Source organism: Delftia sp. WSY_22 (assembly GCF_043104185.1).
In the GTDB taxonomy this organism is placed as follows: Bacteria; Pseudomonadota; Gammaproteobacteria; order Burkholderiales; family Burkholderiaceae_C; genus Comamonas; species Comamonas tsuruhatensis.
Genome location: NZ_JBICKN010000018.1, coordinates 446,643 through 462,649, shown reverse-complemented (window position 1 = coordinate 462,649; position 16,007 = coordinate 446,643). Strand labels below are relative to the sequence as shown.

17 protein-coding genes and 1 pseudogene are annotated in these 16,007 nt (G+C 67.7%); 14 read left to right on the top strand and 4 right to left on the bottom strand.

From position 1 onward, the window contains the following. From ACF8NF_RS11940 to ACF8NF_RS11920, 5 genes and pseudogenes are all read left to right on the top strand, one after another. Positions 1-93 (top strand): annotated as a pseudogene (locus tag ACF8NF_RS11940) (protocatechuate 3,4-dioxygenase); the annotation flags it as partial. Between the two features lie 82 nt (positions 94-175). Then, positions 176-1,135, top strand: coding sequence for a Gfo/Idh/MocA family oxidoreductase (locus ACF8NF_RS11935; RefSeq protein ID WP_016450429.1), 960 nt, complete (start codon positions 176-178; stop codon positions 1,133-1,135). Between the two features lie 167 nt (positions 1,136-1,302). Beyond that, complete coding sequence (locus ACF8NF_RS11930; protein ID WP_034366790.1) at positions 1,303-2,187, top strand: 4-hydroxyphenylpyruvate dioxygenase; 885 nt, start codon at positions 1,303-1,305, stop codon at positions 2,185-2,187. A 65-nt stretch (positions 2,188-2,252) separates the two neighbouring features. Next, positions 2,253-3,149 (top strand): sugar phosphate isomerase/epimerase, encoded by an 897-nt coding sequence (locus ACF8NF_RS11925; RefSeq protein WP_016450427.1) that lies wholly within the window; start codon positions 2,253-2,255, stop codon positions 3,147-3,149. Positions 3,150-3,223: 74 nt separating this feature from the next. Beyond that, on the top strand, positions 3,224-4,249 hold the full coding sequence (locus tag ACF8NF_RS11920) for an aldo/keto reductase (RefSeq protein WP_074924087.1): 1,026 nt from the start codon (positions 3,224-3,226) through the stop codon (positions 4,247-4,249). A 16-nt stretch (positions 4,250-4,265) separates the two neighbouring features. Here ACF8NF_RS11920 and ACF8NF_RS11915 read toward each other — a convergent pair whose 3' ends face one another. Together ACF8NF_RS11915 and ACF8NF_RS11910 are read right to left on the bottom strand one after the other, a co-directional pair. Further along, complete coding sequence (locus ACF8NF_RS11915) at positions 4,266-4,703, bottom strand: DUF4440 domain-containing protein (protein WP_392450641.1); 438 nt, start codon at positions 4,701-4,703, stop codon at positions 4,266-4,268. 22 nt (positions 4,704-4,725) lie between these two features. After that, positions 4,726-5,496 carry an IclR family transcriptional regulator C-terminal domain-containing protein gene (locus ACF8NF_RS11910; RefSeq protein ID WP_012206241.1) on the bottom strand — a complete coding sequence of 257 codons (771 nt, stop codon included), beginning with the start codon at positions 5,494-5,496 and terminating at the stop codon, positions 4,726-4,728. A gap of 186 nt (positions 5,497-5,682) precedes the next feature. Between ACF8NF_RS11910 and ACF8NF_RS11905 the strand changes: the two genes are divergently transcribed. The 6 genes from ACF8NF_RS11905 to ACF8NF_RS11880 all read left to right on the top strand — a co-directional run bounded on the left by ACF8NF_RS11905 (position 5,683) and on the right by ACF8NF_RS11880 (position 12,064). Then, entirely contained in the window at positions 5,683-7,077 is a 1,395-nt protein-coding gene (locus tag ACF8NF_RS11905; RefSeq protein ID WP_017404655.1) for an MFS transporter, read from the top strand. A 35-nt stretch (positions 7,078-7,112) separates the two neighbouring features. Continuing rightward, positions 7,113-7,946, top strand: coding sequence for a shikimate dehydrogenase (locus tag ACF8NF_RS11900; RefSeq protein WP_154834055.1), 834 nt, complete (start codon positions 7,113-7,115; stop codon positions 7,944-7,946). Positions 7,947-8,037: 91 nt separating this feature from the next. Then, the gene (locus ACF8NF_RS11895; RefSeq protein ID WP_212645280.1) at positions 8,038-9,189 is read left to right on the top strand and encodes a porin; all 1,152 of its coding nucleotides are present in this window, start codon (positions 8,038-8,040) and stop codon (positions 9,187-9,189) included. Between the two features lie 11 nt (positions 9,190-9,200). Further along, positions 9,201-10,262: a Gfo/Idh/MocA family protein gene (locus ACF8NF_RS11890; protein ID WP_074924077.1), complete on the top strand. Its 1,062-nt coding sequence runs from the start codon at positions 9,201-9,203 to the stop codon at positions 10,260-10,262. Positions 10,263-10,288: 26 nt separating this feature from the next. Continuing rightward, positions 10,289-10,726 (top strand): type II 3-dehydroquinate dehydratase, encoded by a 438-nt coding sequence (gene aroQ / locus ACF8NF_RS11885; protein ID WP_074924075.1) that lies wholly within the window; start codon positions 10,289-10,291, stop codon positions 10,724-10,726. Between the two features lie 84 nt (positions 10,727-10,810). Next, positions 10,811-12,064 (top strand): MFS transporter, encoded by a 1,254-nt coding sequence (locus tag ACF8NF_RS11880; RefSeq protein ID WP_392450639.1) that lies wholly within the window; start codon positions 10,811-10,813, stop codon positions 12,062-12,064. A gap of 6 nt (positions 12,065-12,070) precedes the next feature. Here the strand turns inward: ACF8NF_RS11880 and ACF8NF_RS11875 are convergent, their stop codons facing one another. After that, positions 12,071-12,727 carry a GntR family transcriptional regulator gene (locus tag ACF8NF_RS11875; protein WP_012206234.1) on the bottom strand — a complete coding sequence of 219 codons (657 nt, stop codon included), beginning with the start codon at positions 12,725-12,727 and terminating at the stop codon, positions 12,071-12,073. Between the two features lie 188 nt (positions 12,728-12,915). Here ACF8NF_RS11875 and ACF8NF_RS11870 point away from each other — a divergent pair, with 188 nt between their 5' ends. Genes ACF8NF_RS11870 through ACF8NF_RS11860 form a run of 3 tightly spaced genes read left to right on the top strand, consistent with a single transcriptional unit; the run spans position 12,916 to position 15,542 of the window. Next, on the top strand, positions 12,916-13,794 hold the full coding sequence (locus ACF8NF_RS11870; RefSeq protein ID WP_288899280.1) for an NAD(P)-dependent oxidoreductase: 879 nt from the start codon (positions 12,916-12,918) through the stop codon (positions 13,792-13,794). 47 nt (positions 13,795-13,841) lie between these two features. Beyond that, positions 13,842-14,828, top strand: a complete 987-nt coding sequence (locus tag ACF8NF_RS11865) for a Bug family tripartite tricarboxylate transporter substrate binding protein (RefSeq protein ID WP_392450638.1) — start codon at positions 13,842-13,844, stop codon at positions 14,826-14,828. 39 nt (positions 14,829-14,867) lie between these two features. Next, positions 14,868-15,542, top strand: a complete 675-nt coding sequence (locus ACF8NF_RS11860; RefSeq protein WP_392450637.1) for an RraA family protein — start codon at positions 14,868-14,870, stop codon at positions 15,540-15,542. Between the two features lie 55 nt (positions 15,543-15,597). Here ACF8NF_RS11860 and ACF8NF_RS11855 read toward each other — a convergent pair whose 3' ends face one another. After that, positions 15,598-15,936 carry a DUF6616 family protein gene (locus ACF8NF_RS11855; protein ID WP_017404661.1) on the bottom strand — a complete coding sequence of 113 codons (339 nt, stop codon included), beginning with the start codon at positions 15,934-15,936 and terminating at the stop codon, positions 15,598-15,600. Between the last annotated feature and the right edge of the window lie 71 nt (positions 15,937-16,007).

Here is a 16,007-nt window from a genome sequence, read left to right as displayed (position 1 = left end):
GGCCCCGCGCCGCTGCCCAAGGTCAACCACCGCTTCTACCATGTGCCCGCGTCCAATACGGCCGTGGGACATCTCATCCTGGAGAACGGCTGAGGCCCCCACGTTCATCACTGCGTGTATTCACTGCCCCCCGAGGGGGCCTTCGCCTCCTTGAGGCGGCTCTACGGAGACTCATATGAGCAACAAGACCATCAAAGTCGCCCTGGCGGGCGCCGGTGCCTTCGGCATCAAGCACCTGGACGGCATCAAGAACATCGACGGCGTGGAAGTCGTCTCCCTGGTGGGCCGCGAGCTGGCCAAGACCCAGGAAGTGGCCGACAAGTACGGCATCCAGCATGTGACCACCGAGCTGGCCGACAGCCTGGCCCTGCCCGAGGTGGACGCCGTCATCCTGTGCACGCCCACGCAGATGCACGCCGCCCAGGCCATCGAGTGCCTGAAGGCCGGCAAGCATGTGCAGGTGGAGATCCCGCTGGCCGACAGCCTCAAGGACGCGCAGGCCGTGGCCGATCTGCAAAAGCAGACCGGCCTGGTGGCCATGTGCGGCCATACGCGCCGCTTCAACCCCAGCCACCAGTGGGTGCACAAGAAGATCGCGGCCGGCGAGTTCAACATCCAGCAGATGGATGTGCAGACCTACTTCTTCCGCCGCACCAACATGAACGCGCTGGGCCAGGCCCGCAGCTGGACCGACCACCTGCTGTGGCACCACGCTGCCCACACCGTGGACCTGTTCGCCTACCAGGCCGGCAGCCCCATCGTGAAGGCCAACGCCGTGCAAGGCCCCATCCACCCGGAACTGGGCATTGCCATGGACATGAGCATCCAGCTCAAGGCCGCCAATGGCGCCATCTGCACGCTGAGCCTGTCGTTCAACAACGACGGCCCGCTGGGCACCTTCTTCCGCTACATCGGCGACACCGGCACCTACATCGCGCGCTATGACGACCTCGTCAACGGCAAGGAAGAGAAGATCGACGTTTCCAAGGTCGACGTGTCCATGAACGGCATCGAGCTGCAGGACCGCGAGTTCTTCGCCGCCATCCGCGAAGGCCGCGAGCCCAATTCCAGCGTGGCCCAGGTGCTGCCCTGCTATCAGGTCCTGCACGATCTGGAAAAACAGCTCACCCCCTGAGCCGCTTCGCGTCTTCCCCCTGAAAGGGGGACGACACCCTCGGTGCGGGGCGGCCCTTCCTCGGTGTCTCTGAGTTGGGCCGCGCCAGTTTTACGCGTATTTGATCGTAGGAGAGCGATGCCACTTGGACGTGGCACGACGATCATGTTTCCACCCGGAGTACCGCAATGACCGATTCCTCCTCCAGCAGCCGGGAAGACGTGCCCGAGGCGTCCAATCGCCTCGGGATCGACGGCATAGAGTTCATCGAGTACACCACCAGCCAGCCCCAGGCCCTGGGCCAGGTGCTGGAGGGGCTGGGTTTTCGCCCCGTGGCGCGGCACCGCTCGCGCGAGGTGACGCTGTACCGGCAGGGGGACATGAACCTGGTGGTCAATGCGGGCGCCGCCGATGCGCTGGCCCATGCCGCCTCGGACGGGCAGCCCGTCATCTCGGCCGTGGCGCTGCGCGTGCAGGATGCCCTGCAGGCGCATACGCGCTGCATCGAGCTGGGAGCCTGGGCGGCGCCCAGCCAGGCCCAGGCGATGGAGCTGCACATTCCGGCCATCCACGGCCCGGGTGGCAGCCGCTTCTACTTTGTCGATCGATGGCAGGAGTTCTCCATCTATGACATCGACTTCAAGCCCGTTGCCGGGGCCGATCCCCATCCGCCGGCGCTGGCCGGCCTGGGCTATTTCGGCGTGGTCCAGTACATAGGGCGTGGCCGCAGCGCCGACTGGATCACCTACTTCGAACGCATGTTCGACTTCCACCTGCTGCCCGATGCGCAGCGCTTCGGCATCCTGCCCAAGGGCAAGCTCATGCGCAGTCCCTGCAAGCGCTTCCTGTGGCAGCTGATCGAGCCCGATCCGGGCCTGGAGTGGGACGACATGCCCGAGCGCCTGCAGCGCATCGGCCTGGGCACCACCGACGTGCCTGCTGCCGTGCAGGCCTTGCGCCAGCGCGGCGTGGAGTTCGTGGAATCGAGCCGCCTGCACCCCGATGACCGCGGCGCGCTCACGCGCAACGCCATGGGTACCGTGGTGTTCGAGCTGGTGCACCGCGACGCCTAGCGCAAAGCCTGGCGCGCCGCCGTCCGATTCAACCGCCGATACACACAACGATCCTGGAGGGCAACATGGGCTTGCTGGACAGCTATGGCATGGACACCATCACTCTGAATGGCTCGCTGGAGGCCAAGCTCGACGCCATCCGGCGCGCGGGCTTCACCCAGGTCATGCTCAGCGCGCGCGACCTGGCCGGCCACCCGGGCGGCGTCAAGGCGGCTGCGGCGGCGGTGCGCGCCAGCGGCCTGCGGCCCACGGGCTTTCAGGTGCTGCGCGACTTCGAGGGCCTGTCCGACCACCTGCACCACTACAAGGTGGACATCGCCAAATCCATGCTGGAGATGTGCGCCGAGATCGGCAGCCCCGTGCTGCTGGCCTGCTCGTCCACCTCGCGCCATGCCACGGGCGATCTCGACGTGATTGCGCGCGACCTGCGCAAGCTGGCCATGCTCGGCATCCCGCTGGGCGTGAAGATCGCCTACGAGGGCCTGTCCTGGGGCCGCAACGTCAACGAATTCACCACCAGCTGGGACGTGGTCTGCCGCGCCGACATGTCCAACCTGGGCATCGGCCTGGACTCCTTCCACATCCTGGCCGCCAAGACGCCGCTGGATGCGCTGGAGCTGATCGACCGCGACAAGATCTTCCTGGTGCAGCTGTCCGACTTCATGTGGCATGACGCGCCCACCTTCGAGGAGCGCATGGCCACGGCGCGCACCTTCCGCGTGTTTCCGGGCGAGGGCGTGCACAGCGAGCGCCTGGCCGACCTGGTGCTGCGCCTGGACCGCCTGGGCTACCGTGGCGACTACAGCTTCGAGGTCTTCAACGACGACTACCAGCAACTGCCGCTGGACACCGTGGCCGAGCGCGCGCGCCGCAGCGCGCAGTGGCTCAACGACGACGTGCTGCACCGGCCCGTGCCGCTGCCGGCCTGGGCGCGCACGGGCGTGCGGGGCGCTGCGGTTTGACGGCAAAATCGTTGTGCGAATGCACTGCAGGGGAGCGCCGGCCGCTCCCTTTCTTCTTTTCCCTGTGAGCCACCATGACCAACCTGTCCACACGAAACCTGGGTCCCTTCTCCGTCAGCGCCGTCGGCCTGGGCTGCATGAACCTCAGCCACGCCTATGGCCATCCGCCGTCGCCCGAGCAGGGCAAGGCCGTGCTGCATGCGGCGCTGGACGCCGGTGTCACGCTGTTCGACACGGCGGCGCTGTATGGCTTCGGCGCCAATGAATCCCTGGTCGGCCCCGTGCTCAAGTCCCACCGCAACCACATCACCCTGGCCAGCAAATGCGGCATGGCCGGCGTGCGCGGCGACGACGGCGTGGTGCGCCGCGTGATCGATGGCCACCCCAGGACCCTGCGCCGCAATTGCGAAGACAGCCTGCAGCGCCTGGGCACCGATGTCATCGACCTCTACTACCTGCACCGCTGGGACCGCCGCGTGCCCATCGAGGAATCGGTGGGCGAGATGTCGCGCCTGGTGGAAGAGGGCAAGGTGCGCGCCCTGGGCCTGTCCGAGATCGGCGCCGACGCGCTGCGCCGCGCCCATGCCACCTTCCCCATCGCCGCGCTGCAAAGCGAGTATTCGCTGTGGTCGCGCAATGCCGAGCTGGGCACGCTGCAGGCCTGCAAGGAACTGGGCATTGCCTACGTGGCCTTCAGCCCGCTGGGCCGCGCCTTCCTCACCGGCAAGCTCCAGGAGGTCCAGGGCCTGGTCAAGGGCGATATCCGCGCCGCCATGCCGCGCTTTGCGCCCGAGGCCTATGCGAAGAACCTGCAGCTGCTCGCGCCCATGCAGTCCATTGCCGAGCGCGCCGACTGCACGCTGGCCGAGCTGGCCATCGCCTGGGTGCTGCACCAGGGCGAGCATGTGATTGCCCTGCCGGGCACCACCAGCGTGGACCACCTGCACGAAGACCTGCGCGGCGGCGCCGTGCGCCTGGATGCGGCCCTGCTGGCCGAACTGGACGACCTCTTCAAGCCCGAGCGCATCCAGGGCGACCGCTATGCCGTGGCCTCGCAGCGCGAGGTGGATACGGAAAAGTACGCGTTCGAGACCGTCTGAACACGCCGCAGGCCGCTCATGGCATGGATGCGGCCAGGTCGAATGGCGCCGTGGGCGTGCCCTGGTGGAAGCGCATCTGCCAGCCCCGCGCCGTGCGCAGCCAGACCGAAGAGCGCAGCGTATGCCGGCCGGCCGTTCCATCCTCGGCCACGCTGGCCGAGCGGTAGGTCAGCAGCGCGCTGTCCGGTCCCAGGCGCGCCAGCGCAAAGCCGCCTGACACCAGCCGGGCAGGGGCCTGTGCTGGCAAGGCATCCGCCAGGCTGTCCACGGTGGCGGCCCGGTCGTGCATGCCGCCCGATCGGCCGAATTCCAGGAAGTCTTCATGCAGCAGCGCCTGCAGCTGGCCTGCGTCCGATCGCACCTGCGGATCGTGCAGCCGCACTTCCAGTGCCTGCAGATGCTGCAGCAGATGGTCGTCGTCGCCATGCATGTCCAGGCCAGGAAGTTGCGCCATGGCCATGTCGTTCACCATCAGATCAGATCAAATCCCGCATGGCCTGCGCCGTCTCGCGCAGCATGGGCAGCACGCGCGCCACGGCGTCCTTGCCGGTTTCGCGGCCCATGGGCATGGTGATGTTGAGGGCGCCGGCCAGCGCGCCGTGGCGGTCGCGCAGCGGCACGGCAATGCCGCGCGAGTCCAGGTTCAGCTGCTGCTCGCACAGGGCCCAGTCCTGGGTGCGGATCAAGGCCAGCTCGCGGCGCATTTCGGCGGGGCAGGTGATGGTGTGCGAGGTGAAGACCGTCAGCGCGCGGTTGTCCAGCCAGTGCTCCAGCTCGGCGTCGCTGCGCATGGACAGCATCAGCATGCCGGCCGCCGTGACCTGGGCCGGCACGCGCGCGCCCAGCACGTAGCCGGTGTTCATGTTGCGGTTGGGTCCGTTGCGCGCGATGTAGACCACCTCGTCGTCGTCCAGCACCGCCAGGTAGGCGGTTTCATGGGTGCCGGCGGCCACGCGCTGCAGGAACGGCTGGACGATGCGCGGCAGCCGCGCCGACTCCAGGTACGACTGCCCCAGCCGCAGCACGCGCGGCGTGAGCCAGAACAGCTTGCCGTCCCCCGCCACGTAGCCCATGTGCTGCAGCGTCAGCAGGTAGCGCCGCGCGGCGGTGCGCGTCATGCCCGTGCGCTGGCCGGCCTCGGCGGCCGTCATGCGCGGGTGGGCGTCGTCGAAGGCTTCGATGATCGATACGCCGCGTTCCAGTCCGGCAATCCAGTCGCGCTGGGCGAGGGTGGAAGGTGTTGTCATGACGGTTTTGATTTTTCCGTATTAACCCTGGGTGCGTGCGATTATCGAACAGCGCGGTGCGATCAGCGCACATGCCTTTCGAAATTGGCTTGGGCGCATCCATAGGCGGGAACTACATTTTTTACATCCCGCCGGCCTGGCCGCAAGCATCGGGCAGGGGCCTTTTCTACATGGAGGAGACAACACATGAGCGCAACCCCGATACACACACAGCCCACCGGGCACCAGCCGCGCAAGGCCGCCACCAGCGGCTGGATAGGCTCGGCCCTGGAGTACTACGACTTCTTCATCTACGCCACGGCGGCTGCGCTGATCTTTCCGCAGATCTTCTTTCCGCAGGGTGATCCGGCGATTGCCATCATCGCCTCGCTGGCCACCTATGGCGTGGGCTATGTGGCGCGGCCCATCGGCGCCTTCGTGCTGGGCCACCTGGGCGACACGCACGGGCGCAAGCAGGTGCTGGTGTGGTGCATGTTCCTGATGGGCTTTTCCACCATCGCCGTGGGCCTGCTGCCCACCTATGACCAGGTCGGCCTGTGGGCGCCCGCGCTGCTGGTGCTGATGCGGCTGATACAGGGCTTCGCGGTGGCCGGCGAGATCTCGGGCGCCAGCTCCATGATCCTGGAGCATGCCCCGTTCGGGCGGCGCGGCTTCTTCGCCAGCTTCACGCTGCAGGGCGTGCAGGCCGGCCAGATCCTGGCAGCGGCCGTGTTCCTGCCGCTGGCGCACTACATGCCCACCGAGCAGTTCAACAGCTGGGGCTGGCGCATTCCCTTCATCCTGAGCTTCGTCGTCATCATCGCGGGCTGGATCATCCGCCGCGAGGTCAACGAGACCCCGGCCTTCACCGCCGCAGGCCGCAGCGAGGCGCGTCCGCGTTCGCCCGTGGTCGAGGCCTTCCGCCACCATTCGCCCGACATGCTGCGCGTGGTCTGCATGGCGCTGATGAACGTGATCCCGGTGGTGGCCACCATCTTCGGCGCGGCCTACGCCGTGCAGCCCGCCTACGGCATCGGCTTCGCCAAGGACATGTACCTGTGGATTCCCGTGGTGGGCAACATCGTCGCGGTGCTGGTGATCCCCATGGTGGGCAACCTGTCCGACCGCATCGGCCGGCGCCCGCCCATCATCTTCGGCGCGCTGCTGTCGGGCCTGCTGGCCATCGGCTACCTCTACGCCATCAGCGAACGCAACATGCCGCTGGCCTTCGCCATGTCCATCCTGATGTGGGGCGTGGTCTACCAGGGCTACAACGCGGTGTTCCCCAGCTTCTACCCCGAGCTGTTCCCCACCCGCACCCGCGTCTCGGCCATGGCCATCTCGCAGAACGTGGGCACGGCCATCACCGCCATGCTGCCCGCGCTGTTCACGGCCGTGGCGCCTCCGGGTGCGCACAACATCTGGCTGACCGTGGGCCTGATCGCCTTCGGCATCACCGTGGTGGCCGCCCTGGCCGCGTGGAGCGCCCGCGAGACCTACCGCGTGCGCATGGAAGACCTGGGCGAGGCCGGTGCGCAGCCCGTGGCAGCTGCCGAGTACGACCGCCTGCGCAACCAGGCCCTGGCCCAGTCCGGCCGCTGAATCCTGCAACCCAAGGCATCCGAAGGCCCCAGGAAATGATTTCCGGAAAAACCACCCTCATCGCGCACATCGGCGACCCGACCGAGACCTTCAAGTCGCCCATGATCTACAACCCGTGGTTCGACAGCCGGGGCATTGATGCCTGCGTCGTGCCCATGGGCGTGAAGGCGGCGCATTTCGCCGGCGACTTTGCCGCCATCATGCGTTTCACCAACCTGCGCGGCGCGCTGATCACCATGCCGCACAAGGTGTCCGTGGTGGACCTGGTGCACGAGGTCACGCCCGCCGTGCACATTGCAGGCGCCTGCAATGCCGTGCTGCGGCGCGAGGACGGCACGCTGCTGGGCGACCAGTTCGACGGCGCGGGCTTTGTGCGCGGCGTGCTGCGCAAGGGGCGGCAGCTGCAGGGCGCGCGGGTGCTGATTTCCGGGGCGGGTGGCGTGGGCTCGGCGATTGCCGCCTCGCTGGCGGCGGCCGGCGTGGGCGAGCTGATGCTGTTCGATACGCGGGACGAGAGCGCGCAGGCCCTGGCAGGGCGGCTCGCTGCCTACTACCCGAGGATGAAGGTGGGCACGGGCTCCAGGGACCCGCGGGGCTTTGACGTGGTCGTCAACGCCACGCCGCTGGGCATGAAGGACGATGACCCGCTGCCGTTCGATGTGCAGCGCATCGCACCCACCGCCTTTGTGGGCGAGGTGGTGATGAAGTCCGAGTTCACGCCGCTGCTGCGCGCCGTGCGCGACAAGGGCTGCGACTTCCAGGTGGGCACGGACATGCTGTTCGAGATGATTCCCGCCTACCTCGAATTCTTCGGCTTCGGCAGCGCCACGCCCGACGAGCTGCGCGCCACCGCCCACATCTCCTACTGATCCAGCCGACAGACAACCGGCCCTGGATGCGTCCGGGGCAGGGCGCAGCCACGCCCGAAAAAGCAGTTTTCACAGAGAAGGAGACAAGACCATGCAACAGCAAATGCACCAGACACCGCGAGTGCCGCAGCGCGGGGCCCTTCGCATCCTGGCCCTGACCACCGTGCTGGGCGCCTGGGGCGCGGGCGCCCAGGCCCAGTCCTCGGTCACCATCTACGGCAGCGTGGACCAGTACATCAACCACATGCGCAGCAGCTCGGGCGCATCCATGACCACGCTGGAGGACGGCGCCCTGCTGCGCAGCCGCCTGGGCTTTCGCGGTCAGGAAGACCTGGGTGGTGGCCTGTACGCGAAGTTCCAGCTGGAGATGGGCATCAACGCCGACAACGGCACGCAGGCCGACAGCACGCGCGGCTTCGACCGCCAAAGCTGGGTGGGCCTGGGCGGCGGCTGGGGCGAGGTGCGGCTGGGCCGGCAGAACACGGTGATCTTCGGGCGCGGCGACTACATCGACTTCACCTCGCGCACCTTGGGATCGATGGTCAACAACTTCGGCGTGCCCTCGCGCTTCGACAACGACATCTCCTACACCTCGCCGCGCATGGCCGGCTTCCTGTTCGAGGCCCACTACGCCATGGCCGAGACCGGTGCTCCAGCGCGCCAGGCCATCTACCAGCTGGGCCTGGACTACCTGAACGGCCCCTACCGCGTCGGCTATGCCGGGCTGTATGCGCGTGCGCCGCAGAGCGCGGCCTATACCGACGCGGTCCGCTACGACAACCTCTACGCCAACTACGACTACGGCAAGGGCAAGGTCCAGCTGGCCTTTGTGCGGTCCAACAACAGCACGGCGGGCTCGGCGGGCAACAACACGGGCACGGTGCTGGGCAATGTGGGCGGGCTGGTGGCGGGCACGAATGCCGATGTGCGCCGCTTCTACCGCGTCTGGCAGCTGTCGGCCGACTACCGCGTGACGCCGCAGCTGCGCGTGGGCGCACTGTGGGGCCGCATACAGGATGGCTCGGACAGCGGGCGCGGCGCATCGGGCGGGGCCATCGCGGCCTACTACGATCTGTCCAGGCGCACCATGCTCTACGCGGTGGCCGAGCAGTTGAAGAACGACCGCAATGCGGGCTTTAGGCTGGCGGCCTCGGGCGGCATGAAGCCCAACTTCACATCGGCCGACGACGTCAACGGCCGCACCATCAAGGGCGTGCAGCTGGGCGTGCTGCACCGCTTCTGAGGGGGCATGCCATGGCACAGCTGCACCCGCTTCGCATTGCCGTGGCCGGCGCCGGCGCGATCGGCCAGGCCCATATCGCCGCCATCGGGGCCCAGGCGGATTGCCGCCTGTCCGCCATCGTGGACCCGGCGCCCGCAGCCCGGGAGCTTGCCCAAAGGGCCGGGGTGCCGCTGTGGCGCGACCTGGGCGAGCTGATCGCCCATGACCGGCCCGACGCCGTGGTGCTGGCCACGCCCAACCGCCTGCATGCCCCGCAGGCGGCCCAGTGCATGCATGCGCGCCTGCCCATACTGCTGGAAAAACCCGTGACCGCCACCGTGGCCGAGGCCCAGCGGCTGGCCGCGCTGGCCGATCGCTGCGGCGCCCGGCTGCTGGTGGGCCACCACCGCGCCCACAGCCCGATCATGGCGCGGGCCGCAGCCCTCATCGCCCAGGGGCGGCTGGGCCGCCTGGTGGCCGTGACCGGTGCGGCCCTGTTCTACAAGCCGGACGCCTACTTCGAGGAAGGCTCCTGGCGTCGCGAGGCCGGTGGCGGCCCCATCCTGCTCAACATGATCCACGAGGTCCACAACCTGCGCATGCTGTGCGGCGACATCGTGGCCGTGCAGGCCTTCGCCTCGCATGCCACGCGCGGTTTTGCCGTGGAAGACACGGTGGCCATCAACCTGCGCTTTGCCAGCGGTGCGCTGGGCAGCTTTGTGCTTTCGGACACGGCCGCCAGCGCGCGCAGCTGGGAGCAGACCTCGCAGGAGAACAAGGCCTATGCCAGCTATGAGGACGAAGACTGCTACCTGGTGGCGGGCACCTTCGGCTCGCTGGCCATACCGAGCATGCGGCTGAAGACCTATGCATCGGCCGGCCAGCGCTCCTGGAATGAGCCATTCGACCTGGATGTGGCCGCCGTGGAGCGCGAAGACCCGCTGGTGCGCCAGATGGCGCATTTCGCGCAGGTGGCGCGCGGCCTGGCGCAGCCGCTGGTCAGCGTGCACGACGGCCTGCGCAACCTGCAGATCACCGAGGCCATTGCAGAGGCGGCGCGTACCGGTGCCGCCGTCGAGACCCCGGTGGCATGAACGAATCCCTGAATCGAGGACACCCCATGAAGACCATCCTGATGCTGCACGGCATCAACCACAACATGTTCGGCCAGCGCGATCCGGCGCAGTACGGCACGGTCACGCTGGCCGAGATCGACGCCTCGCTGCGCAGCCTGGGCAGCCAGCTGGGCTGCGAGGTGGACAGCTTCCAGACCAATTGCGAAGGCGCCATGTGCGATCGCATCCACCAGGGCTTTCGGGACGGCGTCGATGGCGTGCTCATCAACGCCGGTGCCTGGACGCACTACAGCTACGGCATCCGCGACGCGCTGGCCATGCTCACCGTGCCCGTGGTGGAGATCCACATGAGCAACATCCATGCGCGCGAGCCCTTCCGCCACCACTCGGTGTTTGCCGACATCGTCCGGGGCCAGATCTGCGGCTTCGGCGCGGACAGCTATCTGCTGGGCCTGCGGGCCGTGCTGTCCGCCGTCGCATAGGATGCATGGCGCGCAACTGGCCATGTATCGTCCTTCGAACTCCCTCGCTCGACGCGCCGCATGCCGTGACCAGGCTTCATTGAGATGAACTTCGCTGATCCCGGCCCGCGCCGCTCCGTTTCCTTTCTCCTGCTGCTGCCGCTGCTGCTGGCCGCGCAGCCGGTCGCCACCGATGGCTATCTGCCGGCGTTGCCCGAGATCGCGCGCGACCTGGGCTCGGCCAGCAGCAGCCTGACCGTGTTCATGCTGGCCTTCGGTGTCGCCCAGCTGGTGTGCGGGCCGCTGGCCGACCGCTTCGGGCGCCGGCCCGTTCTGCTGACGGGTTTGGCCTGCTACACGGCAGCGGCGGCAGGCTGTGCGCTGGCGGGCAGCGCGGACGCACTGGTGGCCTGGCGCGCCATGCAGGGCGCGGCCATGGCGGCCATCCTGGTGTGCGCACGGGCTGCGGTGCGCGACCTGTATCCGGCCCATGAAGGGCCGCGCATCATGGCCCGCGGCCTGATGGGCCTGGGGCTGGTGGCCCTGGTGGCGCCGATTGCCGGTGCATGGGCAGTCCAGGCCGCCGGCTGGCGCTGGGTGCTGGGGGCGATGGGTGTCTACTCGCTGGCTTTGCTGGCACTGTGCTGGCGCATGTTCAGCGAGACGCGGCAAGCGCCGGCGGAGTCTGCCCCGGTCCTCGCATCCGTACCCGTATCCGTATCCGCTGGCGGTGTGCGCCAGGTGTTCGCCGACCCCGGCTTTTGCGCCTGGACGGCGCTGGCCGCAACCACCTACGGCGGCATCTTCTGCTTTTTGCTGCTGTCGCCGATGGTGTACGTCGACCTGTTCGGCCTGTCGCCCGTGCTCTACGGCTGGATTCCAGCGGGCGGCTCGCTGGTCTACATCCTCGGCATCACATGGTGCCGGCGCCTGCTGTCGCGCCACGGGCCGGTGCGCACGGTGCAGCTGGGCGCTTCGCTCAGTCTGCTGGGGCCGTGCATCCAGATCGCCGGCTGCGTGCTGGCGCCGGCCTCGCCCTTTCCACTGCTGCTGGGGCACGCGGTGTATGCACTGGGCCATGGCCTGCACCAGCCTTGCGGCCAGGCGGGCGCGGTGGGTGGCCTGCCGCCGCAGCTGGCCGGGCGGGCCGTGTCGTGTTCGGGCTTCGCGATCATGTGCGTGGCCTTCTGCGCCGGCCAGCTGGCGGCGCAATTTGTCGATCCGACCATGCGCCACGGTGCCTGGCCGATGGTGCTGCCCATGGCGCTGGCGGGCGTTGTGCTGGTCCTCATCGCCTTTGTCTGGCTGCCGCAGCTGTACCGGGTGCGGTCAGCGCAAAGGGTTCAGCCCCGGTCATGACACTGCTCATGCATCCGCGCGGTATTCCCCTCGATGCTTCATGAACCGGTGGTAGGACATGCGCAGGTGCAGCTGCATCACCTGGCGTGCCAGCTCCCCATCCCTGGCACGTATGGCGATCACCAGGTCGCAGTGGTGGTGCAGGCTTTGCACCAGCTCTTCGGGCGTGTAGATGTAGAACGACCGCTTGATGATCGGCATGTCGATCATCGTCGCCAGCATGGTCTTGAGGCGCGGCGAGCCCGATGCCTCGATCAGCGCGTGGTGAAAATCCCGGTTGGCTGACTGCACCTCGCCAATGCCGTCGTGGCCAGCGGCAATGCCGGCCTCCATGCGCTGGTTGCTGGCCTCCAGCTCATCGGCCAGCCCCTCGCCGCCGCGCGTGGCCGCGAGGAACGAGGCGTACGGCTCCAGCAGCATGCGCAGCTGGAAGGTCTCCTCCACATCCCAGTCGCTCCACTCCGACACGCGGATACCCTGGCCCGCGCCATCGGTGGCCAGGCCATCTTCCACCAGGCGGTGCAGCGCATTGCGCACCGGCGTGCGGCTCAGTCCCAGGTCGCGGGCAATGGGTTCCTCCTTGAGCTGTTCGCCGGGTCGGTAGTGGCCGCCGATGAGCCGCTGCCGCAGAACCTCGTACGCCTTGTCTTTCACGTTTTGCACTGTGTTTGCACCAGATGGGTGGGGATGGTGCGCCGATTCTAGGTGACGACGGAAGGGCTCTCCGAGCTGCGCTTCATTCCGAAAAATACAAAACAAGTACAAATATTCGAAGTTCTACGGGAAATCTCTAGGAAGAAAAAGGAGATGTGCTCCGTAGACTGCGATAAATGTTTTAAATTTGTATTTTTATGAAGTTCGCAATACTGGGTGGTGGAATGGTCGGCGCCTGCTACATGCAGGCCTTTTTGGAGCAGGGGCACAGCCTGGTGTGCCTGTGCGAGCTGCAGCCCAACGCTGCGGTGGCCGACGCCGTGCAGGCCGCTGGCGCGCAGGTGCATGCCGCGCCCGGCGCCTGGCTGGCCGAGGCCGACGTGGTGGTGAGCGCCGTGTTCGGCACCGTGGCGCGCAGCCTGTTCGAGGCCTGCCTGCCCCATCTGCGCGATGGCGTGGTCTATGTGGACATGACCACGGCCGACCCGCAGGAGATGCGCGAATGCGGCGAGCTGGCCCGGCGCGTCGCCCAGGGCAGGGCGGTGCACTTCGTGGACGTGGCCATCACCGGCGCGGTCAACCTGGGCGGCAGCAAGACGCCGCTGCTCGTGGCCGGTGGCAAGGCCGGTTTTGTACAGGAATTGTTCTTGCCCCTTGGCGGCTCCGTTCGCGTGGTGGGCGGACAGCCGGGCGATGCCGCCGCGCTCAAGCTCCTGCGCAGCATCTACACCAAGGGGGCCGAGGCGCTGGCCGTGGAGTGCCTGGTGACGGCCCAGCAGATGGGCCTGCGCGAGCAGCTGCATGCCGTGCTGCAGGACATCGACGAGACACCGCTGCGCACGCTGATGGAGTCCATGGTGCGCACACACATCCCGCATTCCGCACGCCGCCGCAACGAGGTGGCCGAGGCCCGGCAGCAGATGGCCCGCAACGGCCTGGCGCCCATCGCCTTGACCGCCGTCGAGGCGCTGTTCGCCGACACGGCCCGGGCGCATGCGGCGCAGCCCTTCACCGGCACCTCCACCGACGAGGCCATCGATTGGCTGGGCAGCCACGTGCTCGCCAGCCGCCCCTGATCAACGTACCCCTGCGCCAACCGACACCACCAAAGGAGACATCCGCAATGACGACCCCGACCCGACGCCGTCTGGCCCTCGCCGGCCTGCTGGCACTGACCGCTGCCGCCGTGGCCCCGGCCCATGCCCAGGGCACCTATCCGCAGCGGCCTATCAGGTTCATCGTGCCCTTTCCGGCCGGTGGCGGCACCGACAACCTCACGCGGCTGGTCGGCACCAAGCTCACCGAGGCCCATGGGTGGGCCATCGTGGTGGAGAACAAGCCCGGGGCCGGTGGCAACCTGGCTCTGGACCAGGTGGCCAAGGCCCCCGCCGACGGCCTGACCCTGGTGATGGCGCAGACCGACAACGTGGTGCTCAACCCGCTGCTGTACTCCAAGCTCACCTACAACCCCGACAAGGACCTGCGCGCCGTGGCCCTGGTCGCAGCCGGCCCGGCCGTGCTCGTGGTGAATGCCGATTCGCCGTACAAGTCCCTGGACGCCATCGTCCAGGCGGCGAAGAAGGACCCCGGGCGCCTGAGCTTTGCCACGCCGGGCACCGGCACCATTTCGCACCTCATCAGCGAGGCCTGGCAGAAAAGCTCGAATGTGAAGTTCACCCACGTGCCGTTTCGCGGCATGGCGCAGGCCATGCCCGACCTGCTGGGCGGGCGCATCGACATGTACATGGGCTCCATCCCCACGCTGCTGTCGCACATCCAGTCGGGCAAGGTGCGCGCCATCGGCGTGACCACCGCGAGCCGCTCCAAGCTGCTGCCCGACGTGCCGACCTACACCGAATCCGGCATCAAGGGCGTGGAGCTGGCCAGCGTGTGGGGCGTGATGGCCCCGGCCGGCACCTCCGACGCCATCGTCAAGCAGCTCAACGAGGCCATCAACAAGGTGGTGAACGCACCCGACACGGCCAGGAAGATCGCCGACTCCGGCGCCGAACTCATCACCGGCACACCGCAGGACATGGCCAGGCTCTACGCCAGCGACCGCGCACGCCTGGCACCCATCGTCAAGAGCTCTGGCACCACGCTCGATTGAGCGGCACGGCTTTCATTCCATCACTCTGAGCACCACACCATGATCGGTCTTCAAATTCTGAAGCGGCAGCGCGCTGTCAGCCTTGATATTGCCAGGCGCTATCTCGACGTGCCTGTTGCCAACGTCAGCGACTGCATGGCCCGCATGACGGCGGGCGGCGCGCGGTTGCGCCCCATGCACGGCGGCGGGCGCATGGCCGGCCCCGCGCTGACCATCAAGACACGCCCGGGCGACAACCTCATGCTCCACAAGGCACTTCAACTGGCCAGCCCAGGTGACGTGATCGTGGTGGATGCCGGTGGCGACCTCACCAACGCACTCATCGGAGAAATCATGGTGGGAGACGCCATGCGTCGCCAGCTGGGCGGCGTCGTGATCAACGGCGCGATCCGGGACGCGGCATGGATTCGTGCTGGCAGCTTCCCGGTATTCGCCGCGGGCGTCACGCACCGCGGACCCTACAAGGACGGCCCGGGCGAAATCAATGTGCCTATCGCCATCGATGGCATGGTGATCGAGCCCGGTGACCTCATGATTGGCGACGACGATGGCTTGCTGTGCGTACCGCATGCGCAGGCGCAGGCCCTGCTGGATGCAGCACTCGGGAAGCAGGTGGTTGAGGCCAGGATGGTGGCCGACATCGCTGCCGGCACCTACAGCGCGCCATGGATAGACGAGACGCTCAAGCGTCTGGGGTGTCCGATTCAGCCGTAGCGCCGGCGCTGCAGCATCCATCCTGCACCCATTCATCACCCATCGCCCGTCCGCCTCAGACCTCGGCCAGCGCCTTCAGATGGCTTTCCAGGCCACCGGTGCCGCTGGCCGCGTTCACATGGTCGAAGTAGCCGTACCAGCCGCTGGCCTTGATGCCCGCCAGCAGGGCATCGCGCGCGGCGGTATCGGGAAAGCGCCAGATGCCCAGGAAGCGGTGCGGGCTGGCCTGGTCCAGGCCGCGCTCGGTCTCGGCCAGGGCCAGCACCTGCACGCCCATGGCAGCCAGGCCGCCCATGGCGCTGGCAACCGCGTCCAGAAACTGCTGGCGCTGCGCGGCGGGCAGGGCCAGCCAGGCGGGGTTGGGGGAATAGAGCTCGACCAGATAGTGGGACATGGTGTTTCCTGGGGTTGAGGCGCTGTGCGCCGGGTGTGATGCTGGCATATTGTATGGTAGCTAATTATATG

Coding starts and splice junctions, on each gene's coding strand:
- ACF8NF_RS11935 (WP_016450429.1), top strand. CDS start 176: ATGAGCAACAAGACCATCAAAGTCGCCCTGGCGGGCGCCGGTGCCTTC.
- ACF8NF_RS11860 (WP_392450637.1), top strand. CDS start 14,868: ATGATCGGTCTTCAAATTCTGAAGCGGCAGCGCGCTGTCAGCCTTGAT.
- ACF8NF_RS11930 (WP_034366790.1), top strand. CDS start 1,303: ATGACCGATTCCTCCTCCAGCAGCCGGGAAGACGTGCCCGAGGCGTCC.
- ACF8NF_RS11910 (WP_012206241.1), bottom strand. CDS start 5,496: ATGACAACACCTTCCACCCTCGCCCAGCGCGACTGGATTGCCGGACTG.
- ACF8NF_RS11880 (WP_392450639.1), top strand. CDS start 10,811: ATGAACTTCGCTGATCCCGGCCCGCGCCGCTCCGTTTCCTTTCTCCTG.
- aroQ (WP_074924075.1), top strand. CDS start 10,289: ATGAAGACCATCCTGATGCTGCACGGCATCAACCACAACATGTTCGGC.
- ACF8NF_RS11890 (WP_074924077.1), top strand. CDS start 9,201: ATGGCACAGCTGCACCCGCTTCGCATTGCCGTGGCCGGCGCCGGCGCG.
- ACF8NF_RS11900 (WP_154834055.1), top strand. CDS start 7,113: ATGATTTCCGGAAAAACCACCCTCATCGCGCACATCGGCGACCCGACC.
- ACF8NF_RS11920 (WP_074924087.1), top strand. CDS start 3,224: ATGACCAACCTGTCCACACGAAACCTGGGTCCCTTCTCCGTCAGCGCC.
- ACF8NF_RS11895 (WP_212645280.1), top strand. CDS start 8,038: ATGCAACAGCAAATGCACCAGACACCGCGAGTGCCGCAGCGCGGGGCC.
- ACF8NF_RS11865 (WP_392450638.1), top strand. CDS start 13,842: ATGACGACCCCGACCCGACGCCGTCTGGCCCTCGCCGGCCTGCTGGCA.
- ACF8NF_RS11870 (WP_288899280.1), top strand. CDS start 12,916: ATGAAGTTCGCAATACTGGGTGGTGGAATGGTCGGCGCCTGCTACATG.
- ACF8NF_RS11855 (WP_017404661.1), bottom strand. CDS start 15,936: ATGTCCCACTATCTGGTCGAGCTCTATTCCCCCAACCCCGCCTGGCTG.
- ACF8NF_RS11915 (WP_392450641.1), bottom strand. CDS start 4,703: ATGGCGCAACTTCCTGGCCTGGACATGCATGGCGACGACGACCATCTG.
- ACF8NF_RS11905 (WP_017404655.1), top strand. CDS start 5,683: ATGAGCGCAACCCCGATACACACACAGCCCACCGGGCACCAGCCGCGC.
- ACF8NF_RS11925 (WP_016450427.1), top strand. CDS start 2,253: ATGGGCTTGCTGGACAGCTATGGCATGGACACCATCACTCTGAATGGC.